The organism is Hydrogenimonas thermophila, from assembly GCF_900115615.1.
In the GTDB taxonomy this organism is placed as follows: Bacteria; Campylobacterota; Campylobacteria; order Campylobacterales; family Hydrogenimonadaceae; genus Hydrogenimonas; species Hydrogenimonas thermophila.
The window spans coordinates 28,343-44,464 of the sequence record NZ_FOXB01000010.1 but is presented as its reverse complement, the minus strand read 5'-3'; the positions used below and the strand labels follow the sequence as shown (position 1 = coordinate 44,464).

At 35.3% G+C, this 16,122-nt stretch carries 17 protein-coding genes; 7 read left to right on the top strand and 10 right to left on the bottom strand.

Going from position 1 to position 16,122, the window contains the following annotated elements:
• Window position 1 precedes the first annotated feature (1 nt).
• Both BM227_RS04945 and tpx read right to left on the bottom strand, forming a co-directional pair.
• Window positions 2-2,440: a molybdopterin-containing oxidoreductase family protein gene (locus BM227_RS04945; RefSeq protein WP_092911772.1), complete on the bottom strand. Its 2,439-nt coding sequence runs from the start codon at window positions 2,438-2,440 to the stop codon at window positions 2-4.
• Between the two features lie 315 nt (window positions 2,441-2,755).
• Complete coding sequence (gene tpx, locus BM227_RS04940; RefSeq protein WP_092911770.1) at window positions 2,756-3,274, bottom strand: thiol peroxidase; 519 nt, start codon at window positions 3,272-3,274, stop codon at window positions 2,756-2,758.
• A gap of 235 nt (window positions 3,275-3,509) precedes the next feature.
• Between tpx and BM227_RS04935 the strand changes: the two genes are divergently transcribed.
• Together BM227_RS04935 and BM227_RS04930 are read left to right on the top strand one after the other, a co-directional pair.
• Entirely contained in the window at window positions 3,510-4,424 is a 915-nt protein-coding gene (locus tag BM227_RS04935) for a M23 family metallopeptidase (RefSeq protein WP_092911768.1), read from the top strand.
• Entirely contained in the window at window positions 4,346-4,762 is a 417-nt protein-coding gene (locus BM227_RS04930; protein ID WP_092911766.1) for a bactofilin family protein, read from the top strand. Before BM227_RS04935 ends, BM227_RS04930 begins: the two co-directional genes overlap by 79 nt.
• On the opposite strand, the gene tsaD is transcribed toward BM227_RS04930, so the two are convergent.
• From tsaD to BM227_RS04900, 6 genes are read right to left on the bottom strand one after another with little or no spacing between them, the layout of a single operon-like run.
• Window positions 4,755-5,744: a tRNA (adenosine(37)-N6)-threonylcarbamoyltransferase complex transferase subunit TsaD gene (tsaD, locus tag BM227_RS04925; RefSeq protein WP_092911763.1), complete on the bottom strand. Its 990-nt coding sequence runs from the start codon at window positions 5,742-5,744 to the stop codon at window positions 4,755-4,757. The genes BM227_RS04930 and tsaD overlap by 8 nt on opposite strands.
• Window positions 5,741-6,310: an RBBP9/YdeN family alpha/beta hydrolase gene (locus tag BM227_RS04920; protein WP_092911761.1), complete on the bottom strand. Its 570-nt coding sequence runs from the start codon at window positions 6,308-6,310 to the stop codon at window positions 5,741-5,743. Before BM227_RS04920 ends, tsaD begins: the two co-directional genes overlap by 4 nt.
• Complete coding sequence (gene dxr / locus BM227_RS04915; RefSeq protein ID WP_092911759.1) at window positions 6,307-7,383, bottom strand: 1-deoxy-D-xylulose-5-phosphate reductoisomerase; 1,077 nt, start codon at window positions 7,381-7,383, stop codon at window positions 6,307-6,309. The genes BM227_RS04920 and dxr overlap by 4 nt, the downstream gene beginning before the upstream one ends.
• Entirely contained in the window at window positions 7,384-8,148 is a 765-nt protein-coding gene (locus BM227_RS04910; RefSeq protein WP_092911757.1) for a phosphatidate cytidylyltransferase, read from the bottom strand.
• 46 nt (window positions 8,149-8,194) lie between these two features.
• The gene (locus BM227_RS04905; RefSeq protein ID WP_092911755.1) at window positions 8,195-8,536 is read right to left on the bottom strand and encodes a hypothetical protein; all 342 of its coding nucleotides are present in this window, start codon (window positions 8,534-8,536) and stop codon (window positions 8,195-8,197) included.
• A 3-nt stretch (window positions 8,537-8,539) separates the two neighbouring features.
• A complete protein-coding gene (locus tag BM227_RS04900; protein ID WP_092911753.1) occupies window positions 8,540-9,865 on the bottom strand; it encodes an NFACT RNA binding domain-containing protein in 1,326 nt (441 codons plus the stop codon).
• Window positions 9,866-10,070: 205 nt separating this feature from the next.
• Here BM227_RS04900 and BM227_RS04895 point away from each other — a divergent pair, with 205 nt between their 5' ends.
• The 4 genes from BM227_RS04895 (at window position 10,071) to mobA (ending at window position 12,515) form a co-directional block, all read left to right on the top strand.
• A complete protein-coding gene (locus BM227_RS04895; RefSeq protein WP_092911751.1) occupies window positions 10,071-10,337 on the top strand; it encodes a DUF4160 domain-containing protein in 267 nt (88 codons plus the stop codon).
• A 10-nt stretch (window positions 10,338-10,347) separates the two neighbouring features.
• Window positions 10,348-10,602: a DUF2442 domain-containing protein gene (locus tag BM227_RS04890; protein ID WP_092911749.1), complete on the top strand. Its 255-nt coding sequence runs from the start codon at window positions 10,348-10,350 to the stop codon at window positions 10,600-10,602.
• A gap of 68 nt (window positions 10,603-10,670) precedes the next feature.
• Window positions 10,671-11,936 carry a 3-isopropylmalate dehydratase large subunit gene (leuC, locus tag BM227_RS04885; protein ID WP_092911748.1) on the top strand — a complete coding sequence of 422 codons (1,266 nt, stop codon included), beginning with the start codon at window positions 10,671-10,673 and terminating at the stop codon, window positions 11,934-11,936.
• Window positions 11,937-12,515, top strand: a complete 579-nt coding sequence (mobA, locus tag BM227_RS04880) for a molybdenum cofactor guanylyltransferase MobA (RefSeq protein ID WP_092911746.1) — start codon at window positions 11,937-11,939, stop codon at window positions 12,513-12,515.
• Window positions 12,516-12,525: 10 nt separating this feature from the next.
• On the opposite strand, the gene BM227_RS04875 is transcribed toward mobA, so the two are convergent.
• Window positions 12,526-13,428: a LysR substrate-binding domain-containing protein gene (locus tag BM227_RS04875; protein ID WP_092911744.1), complete on the bottom strand. Its 903-nt coding sequence runs from the start codon at window positions 13,426-13,428 to the stop codon at window positions 12,526-12,528.
• A gap of 112 nt (window positions 13,429-13,540) precedes the next feature.
• On the opposite strand from BM227_RS04875, the gene BM227_RS04870 reads away from it, so the two are divergent.
• A complete protein-coding gene (locus BM227_RS04870; protein WP_092911742.1) occupies window positions 13,541-14,578 on the top strand; it encodes a YeiH family protein in 1,038 nt (345 codons plus the stop codon).
• 26 nt (window positions 14,579-14,604) lie between these two features.
• Here BM227_RS04870 and BM227_RS04865 read toward each other — a convergent pair whose 3' ends face one another.
• Window positions 14,605-16,113, bottom strand: coding sequence for a YifB family Mg chelatase-like AAA ATPase (locus BM227_RS04865; protein WP_092911740.1), 1,509 nt, complete (start codon window positions 16,111-16,113; stop codon window positions 14,605-14,607).
• Window positions 16,114-16,122: the final 9 nt, after the last annotated feature.

Here is a 16,122-nt window from a genome sequence, read left to right as displayed (position 1 = left end):
ATCACACCTTTCTTACATCGACAATTGTTTCATGCATCGCTGCACTGCCAAATACAGGTTCTATGACATCTTCTATAATCAAGTTATCACTAGCACCATTTCTGTAACCAAATGTCATACCTGTACTTTCACTTCCAAAACCATGAACATAAAAGAGAACACCAGGTATAATTTTGCTGGTTGGATACGCTTTTATACGAACCTTTCCTATTTTACTTTCTACCTCTACCAAGTCACCATATTTTATACCCCGTTTTTCTGCCTCTTCTTTGTTTATCCAAAGATAGTTTTCACGCATTAGATCAAGAAGCATAATATTATTTGCAGTGGAGTTTTGTGTAAACTGAGCGTGTCTTCCTGTAATAAATTTAAATTTACCTTCTGGCGTCTCTTGATACATCTCATCATGCCAAGTTGGCATAGGATCAATACCTTTTTTTGCCAATGATTTAAAGTTACACTGCACTTTCCCTGATGGTGTCTTAAATTTGCGTCTAAGTGCTGCTATCTCTTTTTCATCTACGCAGGTATCGTGGTAAACACTGTTGTCAAATTTCTCTAATGCATTGACAGAGTAGTATCTTGCCTCTTCAGGGTAGTACTCATACTCATTTTCAGATATCTTTTTAAAGTATTTATCCATATTTGGATAGAAGACACCCTTCTCTTTTAAAGTCTCGTAAGCCTCTTTTCCATACTCACTTACTACAAGATGTTCATTGATCTCTTCTTGACTTTGAAGGTAAGCATCTGCCAAGTTCCAGCCATCTTCATTGTAAACCTCTTCTTCTGGACGATCTTCTAACTCACTTTGAAGATCTTCATCATACTTCTTGCTTATCTCAAAAAGAGGTTTCGAAACCTTCTGAGCCAACCCTCTGATAATCTCAATAACAGGCTTAGTGTCATACATTGGATCAATTGCTTTTTGACGCAATACAATAGATGGCTCTATACCTCCAAACGATTTAACAGGATCTTCACGCTCAAGATATGTACACTCAGGCAAAACTACATCAGCCATCATTACTGTGTCGCTTGGCATTGTATCTATAGCAACTACCAAATCCATCTTTTCAAACATTTGTCTTGTTTTTTTTGTATTTGGTACGCTTAACATTGGGTTCTGTTTATAGATAAACATTCCTCTAACTGGATATGGCGTACGATCCTCTACAATCATATTTCTAAAACCTATCCAGGTTCCACTACCACCTACAATAGCCGCCTCTTTACGATCTATTCTAGACTCAGCATTTGCATACATTGGTGCATTTATTTCATGACTTCCCAAAGGTAGTTTCTTTCCAAAAACAATTCCACCTTTTACATCTATACCACCACCCAAAGCTGTAAATATTGCCTGAGCTCGTCTAAGTTGAAAATCTTGTTTACTCCACGCTGTACGACGACCTTGATAGTAGATAGCTCTTGGTGCATGAGCCATAAATTCACGTGCTATAGTTCTAATAGTTTCAGCATCCACCCCTGTAATTTTCTCTGCCCATTCAGGAGTGTACTTTTTCTCATTAACAATATAGTTTCGATACTCTTCAAAACCATCAACATTCTCTTCAACAAACTTTTTATTATAAAGAGTCTCTGTCATTACAACATATGTAAGAGCTAAAACAAATGCTAAGTCTGTTCCTACTTTTATAGGAACCCATCTATCAGCTTGAGCTGCTGTATTTGTATATCTTGGGTCAATAACTACAAGTTTAGCTCCACGTCCTCTTGTACGTTTGAAAATATCCATAGTATCAGGTGTAATTATTGCTTCTGCACGATTGGCACCTGCCATAATTACATAATTTGCATTCTCCAAATCATCAAGACCATATCCGCCTATAGTTAGAGCATAGCCTGAAACTGTTGTCTGCAGACAGATAGATGCATGATTTACAAAGTTTGAAGAACCAAATTTATCTGCCATGAAACTTTTAAATGTATGCTCTGCCATACCTTCACCAGCACAGTAAGAGATAGTTGATCTGTTATCTTTCTCCTCTTCAAGGATCTGTTTTAAACCTTTGAATTTATCTGTACCATTAAGAATAGCTTCATACGCTTCATCCCAAGTTACACGTTTAAACTTGCCTTCACCCTTTTTACCTACTCTAATCATTGGGTACTTTAATCTATCTGGATCATAGAGTGCATGAATACCGGCATTTCCCCTGGCACATAACATATTTTTCGATTTTGGAAAGTGAGGGTTTGGATCTAGCTTTTTCACAATACCATTCTCTACTACTGCATATGCCGCACACTTGTTGACACACATTTCACAAAGTGTAGGAACAACTTTTCTCTTGCTACTGTCAGCTCTAGCATCACTGGTTTTAAGCAAACCTGAGCCAGATACCCCAGAAGCACCAAGAACAGTCAAAGCAACTGTTCCCTGAAGGAATCTTCTTCTTGAGATTTCCACTTCCATGAAGTCTCCTTTAATGAATGAATGGTTATTTATTAACACATACAGAAGTGTAACTACTTGCTGATAAATTTAATTTTAATTTAATGAATGGCTATTCATCAAAATTTTTATTATCAACAATCTTACTCAAATTATTTTTTATAATAAAAAATAATCTTTATGCAGTATACCACAGTTAAAATAAAGAGAATAAATGTGTATTATTTTGAAGTTTTTAGAAAGAGTCAGTTTTGTAGTTTATATTAAATTAAAAAAAGGGATGGCTTAAAGCCAACCCTTTTATTTCCCCTAATGTAGCAGCTTTATATTTTAAAATTATTTGCTAGCAGCAGCTTTTGCAGCTTCAAGAGCCTCTTCATACTCTGGTTCTTCAGTAATTTCAGGAACAAGTTGCTTGTAAACAACAGTACCATCTCTGTCAATAACAAAGATTGCACGAGCAGTTACACCTGCAAGTGGACCTTCAGCAATAAGAACACCATATGCGTTTGCAAAATCTTTGTTACGGAAGTCAGATGCAACTGTAAGGTTTTCAATTCCCTCAGCAGAACAGAAACGTCCAGCAGCAAATGGAAGGTCCATAGAGATAACAGTTGTATCAACACCTTCAATTTGAGCAGCTTTTTCATTGAACTTACGAGTTTCTGCTGCACAAACTGGTGTATCAAGTGAAGGAACTACTACAAGAAGTTGTACTTTATCTTGTGCTCCACCAACTTTTTTATCTGCAAGACCGTCAGAATTTACTACAGTTACTTCTGGAGCTTTATCTCCAACATTAACTTCATTACCAGCCAATTTTACTTCATTACCTTTAAGCTTAGTTGTTGCCATAGGATTTCCTTTTTATTGTTTTTGTTTTATTGACATATTCAATATGAACGTGCACAATCAATGTGCTTGACGTTATTGTACTTAATTAGGATAAATTTTGTCTTAATTAAAATATTTTAATTTTTTTCCTGAATAATTTAACAAGATTTAAAATGATTACTAAAAACCATAAATACTATATGCTACAATAAGAAATATAGTTTTTTTATTTATAACTGCTTTTTAGAAAGAATATATGAGAAATAAAATCTTAATTACAGTTACCGATATATACGGTTCTAAACACTTTACTATTAGTAAAATTATAAAAAAATTACTTCTGTATTCTATTATATTTGTAACTTTATTGCTTATTTTTTCCGGTACTGCCATTTACTACTTATCTAAAAAAGTTGATATATTGCAAAAAGAGACTCTTTTATTGGAAAATAAAAAAGATTCTCTTCAAAGCAAAAATAGAGAACTTTATGAAAAAATCCAAGCTAAATCTCAAGAACTATCTTCTGTTAATGAAAAAATCCAAAGCATAGAAGAGCTTTTAGGTATAAAACCTGCAAAAGAGGTCAACCTAATCACTCGTGTTGAAGCAATACACCCTGATGCCGCACTTAAAAGTTTAATGTTGCAACTCATTCCAAATGGTTCACCTGTACCATATAATGGTATTACTGGTAAATATGGAAATAGAATTCATCCTATATTAAAGAAAAAAGAGTTTCACCAAGGCATTGATCTTAGGGCACCTCTTAAAACTCCTGTACGTGCACCGGCTGATGGAATTGTTGAATTTGCAGGTCCACATAAAAGAAGTGGCTTTGGAGTGCTTTTGATTCTTGATCATGCTTATGGGTTTAAAACTTTATATGGCCATCTATATAAATGTAAAGTAAAAACAGGTGATTTTGTTAAAAAAGGTGATATTATTGCATATACTGGCAACAGTGGTTTAAGCAATGGTCCTCATCTTCATTATGAGATTAGATATCTTCAAATATCATTAAACCCTCTAAAGTTCATAAAATGGGATTTAAAAAATTTTGACACTATTTTTAGAAAGGAGAAAGCAGTAAAATGGGACTCTTTAGTAAATCAGATTCGACGCCATCATCTTCAAACAGCACAACCATCATCGCTCACGGCACAAAAATAGAAGGAAAAATTTTAGTACAAGGCAAACTTCATATTGATGGATATGTAGAGGGTAAAATAGAAATTGACAATAGCTTAAGCATTGGCAAAAAAGGTGGAGCAAAAGGTGAAGTTTTTGCTAAAAAGGTTATGGTAAGTGGTTTTTTTGAAGGTAGTATTGAGAGTGATGTAGTTGAAATTGTAAGCGGAGGAAAAATTGTAGGAAAAATTGTATGTGAGGACCTTATAATAGAGCAAAAAGGGATCTTTATAGGTGAAAGTTTAAGAAAAAACGGATCATCAATAGATACAAAAAAAGTTAATAGCCCTGAACAAAAGCCAGAGCAAAATGCTAAATGACATCTGTTCTTGGCTGAACTTCAATATCTAGAGCAGATATAAACTTTTTTAACTCATATGCATCAACTGCGCATCGTCCAACCATTGCAGCATTGTCGGAGCAGTAGGCAAGATCTGCTAAATGTATATTACAGTCAAATTCTTCACACAAATTGGTAAATGCTTTACGTACTGCCAGATTTGCACTTGCACCGCCAACAATAGCAAAATTTCTGGGCTTAAGCTCTTTAAATATCTTTTTGCTCTTTTGCATTAGATGGGCAATTGCCGCTTTTTGAAAACTTGCTGCTATATCGGCTTTTGTTTCTTCATCAAGAGGCTGATTTGCTTCAACAACGAGCCTTACAGCATTTTTGATTCCAGAGTAGCTAAAAGCGAGTTTTGGTGAGTTTTGAAGAGGAATAGGCATAGAAAATTTTTTCGAATCACCTTGTAGAGCCAATTTTTCAACAATAGGACCTCCAGGATATCCAAGCCCCATCATCTTAGCTACCTTGTCAAAACTCTCTCCAAAACTGTCATCCATAGTAGTAGCTAAAACTTTTATCTCATCATACCCTTTGACATCTAGTACCATTGTATGACCGCCGGAGATCAGCAGTACAAGTATTGGAAAAATTGCCTCTTTTTCAATAAAAAGTGAGTATATATGAGCTTTAAGATGATTAATAGGAATAAGCGGCAAATCTTTAGCAATACTTAGCGCCTGAGCCATTGCCACACCTTCAAGAAGAGTGACTGAAAGACCTGGTTCATTTGTTACAGCAACTGCTTTTAAATCATTCAAAAAAGGTTCAGCCTCTTCCAAAAGTTTTGGCAAATCAACTGCATGCAACCTGCTTGCCAGTTCTGGTACTACACCGCCATACTTTGCATGTTCAAGCTCTTGAGAAATTTTACGATGAAAAATAAGCTTTTTGGTAGCAATCTCTGTTATTGCAATAGAGCTATCATCACAGCTGCTCTCTATACTTAAAATCATGATTTAGGTCTCTCTTCTGTTGGACAAATTTCACCACTTTTTAGATACTCTAATATCCAAGGCCACTCACCATATCCGCTATCGGAATTTATGTGTCCTGCATTTTCTATTACTTTCATTGGAATTCCCAGTATCTCTTGCATCTCCCACGCTTCATCTTGTGTCATATATGGATCATTGGTAGAGACAACTAGTATTGAACTCTTTGCAAAAAGATTTTTTGGAGCAGTGACAGGAAAAAAACTCTTTATTGTCTCTATATCACAGTTAAGACGTGGAGGAGCAACAAGTATCAACTTTTCAACTGGCTCTATCTCTCCTTCATTGCAAAGATGAAACCAAAGAGTATTGGCAAGAGAGTGGCAAATTACAGTATCTGGTCTAAAATCTTTTAGATGCGATTTAACCTCTTTTTTCCATCTGTTTATATGTGGATAGTGTGGATGTTGAATAAGAGGGAAACTGACAGTTCCATAATCTTTAGCAAGTTCACTTGCCAACCAAGCCTGCCAGTGAGGGTAGTCACTGCCTCCCCAGCCGTGCAGTAGTAAGGTCCTATTTTTCACACTGAAACCTTTTTACACCAGCTTCTTACTTCACGATCAATCTCAAAAACCTCATCAAGACTCTTAGGATCGACATTACTAAAATGCTCATAAGCACTCATTGTCAGTTTAGCAATTTGACCAAATCTGATTTTTCCATCACTAAATAGAGAGACAGCCACCTCATTGGCAGCATTTACAACAACACCTCGTTTTGGATGTTTAAGCAGATCATCTTTTATCTCCCAAACAGGGTAACGCTTTGAATCTATTTCACGAAATTCCAGTGATCCAACTTCCAGTAGATTGACAGGCTCTAGTATAGGTGTATCAACCTTTTGCATCAAGGCATAAGATATCGGAAGTTTCATATCTGGATGAGCCATTTGGGCTGTTGTAGCACCATCAACAAACTCTACAAGAGCATGAATAACAGATTTTGTCTCAATAACAGCATCAATATTTTCACAGTCATAAAACCACTTTGCTTCAAGAAGTTCAAAAAGCTTGTTTGTCATTGTGGCACTGTCAATAGTAATCTTGGCTCCCATACTCCAGTTAGGGTGTTTTAGTGCATCTTCTAAAGTGGCATTCTCTATTTTTTCTAAAGGAGTATCTCTAAATGCTCCACCACTTGCAGTAATTACCATCTTCTTAGGTTTTCTGCCACTTAGCAAATACCAAAGACCAAAGTGTTCACTATCTATAGGACGCAAATGTTTTGGATCTATAAACGCACCACCAGCAACAAGCGACTCTTTGTTTGCCAAAGCAACAGTTTTTCCCTCTCTAATAGCTTCAATAGTTGGACGTAACCCTAAAAAACCAACCAGTGCATTTACAACAATAGAGGAGCTACTATTTCTGATTACTTCCAAAATGCCATCTTCACCCCAAAAAACACGAGGATGGTCAATTAATTTTGCTAAAGACTCACTGGCTACACAGACAAAACAGGGTTTAAACTCTAAAATTTGCTTTTTTAGCAACTCAATATTATTTCCTGCCACTAATGCTTCTACACGTATGTTAAAGCGTCTAGCAACTTCAAGAGTATTAACACCTATAGAGCCAGTTGATCCTAAAACAACCACTTACAGCAACCCCCTAAGCAAAAGAACCATAACTATACCACTAAAGAGATACCCATCTACACGATCAAGCATACCACCGTGACCTGGCAAAATATTTCCGCTATCTTTTACACCTGCTTCACGCTTAAGATAGCTTTCAAACAGATCACCAAATATAGATGCAACAGAAACACCAAAAGAGATAAGCAGTGCCTGAGGCCAATCTACTAGCATACTCCCTGTAAAGAAGCCTGCAAATGTTGCAATAACTACTCCACCGGCAACACCTTCAATAGTTTTATTTGGAGAAGTTACACAAAATTGTCTTTTTCCTGCCATTTTACCAACAAAAAAGGCACCTATATCTGTCAGTGCTACTACAACAACAAGCCAGATTAGAGAATCTATTCCAAAGTCGTTGTAAAGAGTTAGAAGAAAAAGAAATGATGCCGTAGGGTAAAGAAATGGAAGAAAAAGCTTTTTATCAAACTCTCTGGTATAGGCAAGTAAAGATGCAAAGACTACTGCTATTAAGAAAAAGAGATCATCAGGATTTGGATAAATAAGTGCCAAAAGCCACAATCCGGCTGCATATGCATACATTTGATTATTCTCTATTTTAAATAGGCGCATAGCCTCATAAAATGAGAACATATAGACAATTCCAAAAAAGAGCCAAATAACAAAAAAGTTATTGATCAGACCGATGGCTGCTACAACTGCTATTAATATAATGCCTGTTAAAAAACGCTGCTTATTATCTGTAAAAATAGAAAAAAGACTCATACAAACCCTTCAGTCTGAATTTTCTTTTAGTATAACGGATTTTAGGTTAAACAAGAATATCTAAATGAGGATTACCATCTTCATCTATTGTCACATCACTACTCTTTTCAGCATCACTCTCTTTACTTTTTGGCTTATGATTAGCAGCTTGTTCACGCTCCTCTTCTTGCTCTTTTGCCTTTTCACGCTCATGTTCACGATCAGGATCTACCTTGTAAGACTCCTCTACAGGTCGAACCTCTTCAACTATTTTCTCTTTTTCATTGACTAATGCCTGTGCGGCAATATTTTGCAAATCATACCTGTTAAATTGGGCTGTCTGTACACCGGCAGCAACATGCATATTTTGATTTATAAAGACGATGTTTGTCAGCGGTGAAACAGCCATGTTTTATTCCTTTCTTACCTTTATGGTGTCGTAATTTGTGTATGTAACATGTGCACCCCGTTCAATTTTAACATTACGCCTATAAGTAATATCGACCAGATAATCTCCAGGTTGAGTTACACTTGTTTCAACACAAATTCGTGCCGCTTTTTCTATAACTTCTCTTGCAATCTGTTTTCTATCACTGCTTTGTATAATACAGTGTGATGAGGGTCTATCTTTTAAATGTAACCATAAATCATTTGCACGAGACTGTTTTAAAACCCAAATATTCTCACGTTCGTTACGTCCCACTAAAACTCTATATTTATCTATCCAAAAAACTTCACACTGCATCTTTTCACGTCTCTTTTTATGTTGTTGCTTTGGAGGAAAAAGAAGAGCAATTTGTACTTCACTCTCTGCCGATTTTAGATTGGAGAGCAGGCATTCATAAAACTCAATTCTCGATTTTAAATTCTCTTCCTCTATATGTAGATTATTAAGTTTATTTGATGCACGACGTGAGAGATTGTAAAAGTGTTCCCCTATCCGTTTTGGGTTTGGCAATGAAGGTAAATCTACCTTAATTTGGTTTCCTTCAAAGTCAACAGTTGTCAAAGATGTATCATATGGCTTTATTTTATGCAGATTAGCCAAAACAATTGCACCATATGTTGAATAGGTTTCAACCTCTTTTTCAAGTGTACTCTTACAAGGAAGTCTCTTTAACTCTGCTTTTAAACGTTCAATCTTCTTTTGAAGCTGTTTGCCATAGCGTGTTTTAAGCTGATGCAGACGATTTTGAACTCGTTTAATTGCTCTTTGCTTTAAATACTCCTCTATATCTTCAATAGTTCCACTCTGACGCTTACCACTGTATGGTTTTAACGGCTTTAAAACTACTCCAGGTTGAACAGTTCTGAAACTTGCATCACTGTCAATATGACGAAGAGCTTCTAAAACAATACCATTCTCATCTAAAATTATCACATTTGTGTAACGACCTGTAAACTCAAACTGCAATGATGTTTTTGTAAACCTGTAAGCTCCTTGTAAAGCTGTGTCAAACCTTAAAATTTTATCATCATCAACAAGCGTGACATTTAAAATTTTTGCACCGTTAAATCTTTTTTTTAACAAACTGTCAAATGGTGCATTATACTCTCTAACTGGTAACATATTGTCAGCCCAAAATAGTTCTGATCGCCCTCGTGACATATCAAATCCAATGAAAATCTTTCTATCAAACTCAATACGGATCACATTATCATCAATACGCCCAATGCTTCTTATTTGGTTAAATTTTTTAAAATATTGTGTCAGCTCTTTTAATTCATAATATTTCATTAATCTTTCACATCTCTCTTTAGTATATGATTTATATGCAGTTATTGTAGCATATAGACTGATTTGTAAATTTTTTATATTCCATTTTGACTCGCAGGTTTTTAGGCTAAAAATCAGTTAAAGTTTCTCAAAGAATCAAAATGACAAAGTTAATTAACCAAATGGGTTATAGTATAATAAGTGAAGTATTTTTTAAGGATTTTAGATGCCAACTATCTCAATGTTTTATGGAATAATTATCAGAATGTATTGTGCTCCAAAAGAGCATAATCCACCTCATATTCATGTATATTACCAAGATAATAAAGCTATTATCGATATTAACAAGGTGGAGTTAGTTGAAGGTAATCTACCAAAAAATAAACTTAGACTTGTTTTAGCTTGGGTTGAGCTTAGAAAAGAAGAGTTATTAGCTGATTGGGAATTAGCACAAAATGGTGAATTACCATTTAAAATTGACCCTCTAAAATAGGAGTTTTAATATGTATTTAGCAATAAAAGATGTAAAACCTTTGGAAGACTATACACTGTTATTAAAGTTTGAAAATAATGAAGAAAGAATATTTGATGTAAAACCATATTTGGAAATTGGTAAATTTAAAGAACTAAAAGATAAAAATTTATTTGAAAGTGTTAGAGTAAGCTTTGATAGTATTGAATGGGCAAATCAGTTAGATTTAGACCCTGAACTACTATACGAAAAGTCATACAACAAATCAGTGAAGAGAAATATTTAACCTTTGTAAATTTCAACAGCACTTTTTTGATATAATCGCACTAATTAAGGACACTGGTAAGGATTTTTATGGGACAGACTATTACAGAAAAAATTTTTAGTGAACATGTTGGACGTGAAGTCAAAGCGGGTGAAATAGTACGCTGTAACATCGATATGGTAATCGGTAATGATATTACAACACCTATCTCTATTCGTGCATTTGAAGAGAGTGGTGCTACTAAACTGGCAAACCCTGACGGTTTTTCTATTGTTATGGACCACTTTATTCCGGCTAAAGATATAGCAAGTGCAAACCAAGCAAAAATCAGCCGTGAATTTGCTTACAAACATAACCTCAAACACTTCTTTGATGAGAAAGATATGGGGATTGAACACGCACTGCTTCCTGAAAAAGGGCTTGTTGTACCAGGAGATGTCATAATCGGTGCAGACAGCCATACTTGTACACACGGTGCATTGGGAGCTTTCTCAACAGGTATGGGATCAACTGACTTGGCTTTTGCAATGATCACCGGCGGCAACTGGTTTAAAGTACCTGAAACGATCAAAGTGGTATTTACCGGAAAACCTGGTGAACATATTTACGGTAAAGACTTAATTTTAGAACTCATTCGCATGATTGGTGTTGACGGTGCTCTATATAAAGCTCTTGAGTTTACCGGAGATACTATTGAATACTTAAGTATGGATGATCGCTTCAGCCTTTGTAATATGGCAATCGAAGCTGGTGCAAAGAGTGGTATCATCGCTTGTGATGACATTACAAAAGAGTTCCTTGCAGACAAACCTTTGGCACGTGAACCTAAGTTCCACTACTCTGATGAAGATGCCAACTACTGCCAAGTAATTGAAATTGATGTCAGCAAGCTTGAACCGGTAATTGCTTACCCACATCTTCCAAGCAATGGTAAGCCTATAAGCCAGGCAGTTGCAGATGATTTGAGAATTGATCAAGTCTTCATTGGAAGCTGTACAAATGGACGATTAAGCGATATAAAGATTGCAGCTGAGATTGTAAAAGGTAAAAAAGTAGCACGCCATACAAGAATGATTGTCACACCTGCAACTCAAAAAATACTCAAAGCAGCAGAGAAAGCAGGATATATTGATGCCTTGATCGATGCTGGTGCTGTTGTATCGAATCCTACTTGTGGCGCTTGCCTTGGTGGTTATATGGGAATTCTTGGCGACAATGAGCGCTGTATCTCTACTACCAACCGAAACTTTGTTGGTCGCATGGGTGCAAGAAGCAGTGAAATATACCTTGCAAACTCAGCCGTTGCAGCTGCTAGTGCAATTGCTGGAAAAATTGTAGATCCACGTGATATATAAATGAAATTTTCCATCCCCTGCATAATCTTTGCAGGTGGCAAAAGCTCAAGAATGGGAGAAGATAAAGCTCTTCTTCCATTCGGTGAGTTTTCTACTCTTACAGAGTATCAATACCATCGACTACTTCCACTTTTTGAAAAGATTTATATCAGCACAAAAAGTGACAAATTTCCTTTTAAAGCTCCAACTATTTTTGATGATGAAACATTGGGGGTTTATGCTCCAACAGCAGGATTGCTGACAATTTTCAACCAACTAAAAAGTAATGCTTTCTTTGCAATAAGTGTTGACACACCTTTTGTAGATGAAAAAGTGATAAAAAAGTTAATAGAGGTGCATGAAAAAGAGAATAAAGATGCTGTAATTGCAAAAAGCCCAAATGGCATTCATCCTATGTGTGGTATTTATACTAAAAACCTACTACCAAAACTAAAAGAGATGGTTAAAAACAACCAACATAGATTAGGATATCTTCTTAAAACATCAAACACAGATTTTGTTTATTTTGAAAATGATGATCCTTTCTTTAACTTGAACCATCCAGAAGAGTATAAATTAGCTATAGAAAAAACAAAATAACCCGAGCATATTAATGCTCGAGTATTTTACCTAACTGCATTCTAGTAAAGTAGATAAATTTACTTAGAAGTGACGTTTTATATTTATCTTTATGATATATCAGAAGAAATTGACGTTCAAACTTGAGGTTTTTAGTCTTTATCTCATAAAGGTCTCCTCTCTCAAGCTCTTTCATTACACTAATACGAGGAAGACAAGTAAGACATTTACCACTTTGAATCAACATATTTTTAATAGATTCAGGGTGACCAAGCTCCAAAAATAGGTTTAACTGAGATGCCAAATCTCCAAGATGTGTTAAAAACACCTCTCTTGTACCAGAGCCCTCTTCTCTTAAAATCCACTGCTTTCCAAGAAGGCTGTCTATATAGTACTCATCTTGAGCCATAGCTAAATTTCTGTCACCTGTAACTATAATGAGTTCATCAAGTCCAACAACTTCTTGTTTTATAGATGTTGAGTCAACATTTCCCTCAACAAATCCCAAATCAACTTGACCATTTTCAATCATCTCTACAATTTTGCGGGTATTTCCTACTTTTAAATTGACTTTCACTTGAGGAAAGCTGTTCATATATTGACAAATTATAGGAGGAATTAGATAGTCAGCTATCGTTGTACTGACACCTATTAGAAGCTCTCCATTATTTTCATCATTTTTAAACTCCTCTTCAATATCATTAAGCTTACTCACTAGAGGAGATATTGCTTCAGCAAAAGCCCTACCTTTTTCATTAAGAACCAACTTTTTATTTATTCTGTCAAAAAGTTTATATCCTATAATGCTTTCTAACTCTTTAATTGACATAGATACAGCAGACTGACTTAAGCCCATTCTTTCAGCAACTTTTGTCAAATGCCCTATTTGAGCAACTTCAAGGAAGATCTCCATTTGTCTTAGTGTTATTTTCATCGCTTTTTTCACCTTCAACAAAAATTCTTATTATTATATCATATTTATTTTATTTTGCTTATTGATTTTTTTTTATTATAATTTTTTTAATATTTTCATTAAAAGGATATCTATGGCTTTTTCTAAAGAAAATATCCGTTATACGCTAAATGGCATTCTGTTTGTTGCCCTATTTTCTATTGCTGCTATTCAAATTTCTCAAATTGATTTTATAAAAAATTTGGCAATCAGTCCATTAATCATAGGTATTATTATAGGAATGATATATGCCAATACTTTAAGAAACCATCTTCCAAAAGAGTGGGTACCTGGTATTGTCTTTTCTGCTAAACAGTTACTTAGGCTTGCAATCGTTTTTTATGGATTTAGAATTACATTTCAGCAGATAATGGATGTAGGTGCAGCAGGTTTTGCAGTTTCGGTTATTATGCTTACAACTACTATTTTACTAGGTTCATGGGCAGGTATGAAAATATTTAAATTAGACCGAGATACATCGATTTTAACTGCTGCAGGAAGCTCTATATGTGGGGCAGCAGCTGTTTTGGCAACTGAACCAGTTCTAAAAGCTGAACCATATAAAAGTGCTATTGCTGTAGGTACAGTAGTACTATTCGGTACTATAGCAATGTTTGTTTACCCTTTTGTATATAAAACTGGTATTTTGGGGATGGACCCAGCAACATATGGAATATATGTAGGAGGTACCGTTCACGAAGTTGCTCAAGTTGTAGCTGCAGGAGGTGCAATAGGAGGAGCAGCAGCAGATGATGCTGTTATTGTAAAAATGACAAGAGTAATGATGATAGCTCCCGTATTGATAATTTTAGGAATTTTAATTTCATCTGTAGCAAGAAAGTCTGGAAAAGAAGCTGGAGGTGTAAAACTTGTCATTCCATGGTTTGCTGTATGGTTTGTTGTAATGAGTGGAGTTAATTCACTAGAAATCATACCTGCAACAATTGTAAATGATATTAATCAAATTGATACCTTTATGCTTACAATGGCAATGACTGCACTTGGAATGGAAACTAATGCTGAAAAATTTAAACAAGCTGGTATTAAACCTATTCTTCTTGCTCTGCTTATGTTTGCATGGCTTATTGTTGCAGGTTATTTTGTTACTAAATGGGCTGTAGCAATTTTTTAATGAAATTTTTTAGAAGGAGTATTTTTTTAACTCCTTCTTCTAAAGCTAAGAGCTTCCAATATATGTCTTTTCTCTATCTCTTTAGACTCTTCTAAATCTGCAATTGTTCTTGAAACTTTTTTTACATTTGCTACACTTCGATGACTTAAACCAAAACTATTTACAGCTTTATATAAAACCTGTTCTGCTTCATTATCAAGTATGCAATATTTTTCTATCTCTTTCTCATCCAATTTACCATTAAGATGCTTCTGACCTCTTTTCATTTGCTGAATAAAGGCTTTTATTACCTCTTTATGCATAGAAGAAGAACTTATTGAGGGTTTATCTTCAGAAGAACTTTCTTGCATCTGTACATATATATCAATCCTATCAAGCAAAGGATCTGACAAACGCTGTTTATAACGTTTAATCTCTAAATCACTGCATCGGCAAGTATGAATAGAACTTAAAAGATTTCCACAAGGACAAGGGTTTTGTGCTGCAATAAACATAAACTTTGTATCATAAGCTATTTTACTGTTAACACGAGAAATAAGCACTTTATAGTCTTGTAAAGGCTCTCTTAGTGCCTCTAGTACAGTTTTAGAAAAGTGTGGAAACTCATCGAAAAATAGAATGCCGCTATTGGCAAGAGCAACTTCTCCTATTTTTGCGTGATGGGAACCTCCCCCAAAAATACTTGGCTTACTTGCAGAATGATGAGGTGACCTTTGTGGTCTCTTTGGTTCAAATATAGGTTCTTCATTTCCTAACAATGCATACTGATTTGCTTGTAGGATCTCTTCAAGTGACATTGGAGGCAAGATATGTTGTAAACGTTTGGCAATCATACTCTTACCACACCCTGGACTCCCTTCCATTAACATATTATGCATACCGGAAGCTGCAATCAAAGATGCCCGTTTAGCGATCTCTTGACCTTTTACATCTAAAAAATCTTCAGGATAGTCTTTTATAAAAAAGTAGTTTACTTCACCTACTTCAATGGTTTCACCATCAATTGGTGTTGCTTCTATCTCTCTTGGAGGCTGCTCTTTTTTACAAACTGCAATTGCTTCAAAAAGGTTTTCAACACCTATATAGGTGATTCCAGGTATCATTGAGAGTTTTTCCAATGATTCTGTTGGAACAATAGCTTTGGTGATTAGTTTTTGATTTCTTAGTGAAAGAAGTATAGGAAAGATAGAACGTGTATCTTTAAGCCTACCATCCAGTCCAAGCTCTCCAAAAACATAAAAATCTTCTAAATCTATATTCTCATTTTGAAGGGCTATAACCAATGCTATAGCAAGATCCATATGACTGCCAGTTTTAAGTAAATCTGATGGAGACATACTGACAGTTATACGAAGAGGAGGAAAAGAGAATCCATTGGTTAGCAAAGCAGCTTTAACACGCTCTTTTGCTTCCTGAATAGATGAACTTGCCAATCCAACTATTCCGAATGCTGGCAAACCTTTTGTAAATGCAGCTTCAACTTCTACTTTTTTTGCATTAATCCCATCAAGAGTAGCAGAGAGTAGCTGTTTCAAACTATATCT

Excerpts from the sequence above, each read along its gene's own strand:
- BM227_RS04945 (WP_092911772.1), bottom strand. The coding sequence starts at position 2,440 with ATGGAAGTGGAAATCTCAAGAAGAAGATTCCTTCAGGGAACAGTTGCT.
- tpx (WP_092911770.1), bottom strand. The coding sequence starts at position 3,274 with ATGGCAACAACTAAGCTTAAAGGTAATGAAGTAAAATTGGCTGGTAAT.
- BM227_RS04935 (WP_092911768.1), top strand. The coding sequence starts at position 3,510 with ATGAGAAATAAAATCTTAATTACAGTTACCGATATATACGGTTCTAAA.
- BM227_RS04930 (WP_092911766.1), top strand. The coding sequence starts at position 4,346 with ATGGGACTCTTTAGTAAATCAGATTCGACGCCATCATCTTCAAACAGC.
- tsaD (WP_092911763.1), bottom strand. The coding sequence starts at position 5,744 with ATGATTTTAAGTATAGAGAGCAGCTGTGATGATAGCTCTATTGCAATA.
- BM227_RS04910 (WP_092911757.1), bottom strand. The coding sequence starts at position 8,148 with ATGAGTCTTTTTTCTATTTTTACAGATAATAAGCAGCGTTTTTTAACA.
- BM227_RS04905 (WP_092911755.1), bottom strand. The coding sequence starts at position 8,536 with ATGGCTGTTTCACCGCTGACAAACATCGTCTTTATAAATCAAAATATG.
- BM227_RS04900 (WP_092911753.1), bottom strand. The coding sequence starts at position 9,865 with ATGAAATATTATGAATTAAAAGAGCTGACACAATATTTTAAAAAATTT.
- BM227_RS04895 (WP_092911751.1), top strand. The coding sequence starts at position 10,071 with ATGCCAACTATCTCAATGTTTTATGGAATAATTATCAGAATGTATTGT.
- BM227_RS04890 (WP_092911749.1), top strand. The coding sequence starts at position 10,348 with ATGTATTTAGCAATAAAAGATGTAAAACCTTTGGAAGACTATACACTG.
- leuC (WP_092911748.1), top strand. The coding sequence starts at position 10,671 with ATGGGACAGACTATTACAGAAAAAATTTTTAGTGAACATGTTGGACGT.
- mobA (WP_092911746.1), top strand. The coding sequence starts at position 11,937 with ATGAAATTTTCCATCCCCTGCATAATCTTTGCAGGTGGCAAAAGCTCA.
- BM227_RS04875 (WP_092911744.1), bottom strand. The coding sequence starts at position 13,428 with ATGAAAATAACACTAAGACAAATGGAGATCTTCCTTGAAGTTGCTCAA.
- BM227_RS04870 (WP_092911742.1), top strand. The coding sequence starts at position 13,541 with ATGGCTTTTTCTAAAGAAAATATCCGTTATACGCTAAATGGCATTCTG.